Origin of the sequence: Autumnicola edwardsiae, assembly GCF_031846505.1 — a bacterium.
GTDB lineage: Bacteria > Bacteroidota > Bacteroidia > Flavobacteriales > Flavobacteriaceae > Autumnicola > Autumnicola edwardsiae.
This window is the reverse complement of sequence record NZ_JAVRHP010000380.1, coordinates 1-203: the sequence shown is the minus strand read 5'-3', so window position 1 is coordinate 203 and position 203 is coordinate 1. Positions and strand designations below refer to the sequence as shown.

1 pseudogene is annotated in these 203 nt (G+C 41.9%); it reads right to left on the bottom strand.

The annotated features are described in order from the left end of the window. Positions 1-203: pseudogene (locus RM529_RS18055) on the bottom strand (type IV secretory system conjugative DNA transfer family protein); the annotation flags it as partial.

Here is a 203-nt window from a genome sequence, read left to right as displayed (position 1 = left end):
TTAATATTTTCCAGTTTAAATTTTCCTTTTGTGGTCGCAAAACCGACCTGGTATCTTTTATCGATCTTTTTATTATCCTGATCGGTATGCAAGAAAACATACATCAGTGTATTGACCAGGAGCAACGGACACCCCAGGAATAATAAAGCCGGAATCCACTGGTTATCCTGGACCCCACAAATGCCAAGGGCCAGCATCAGGAA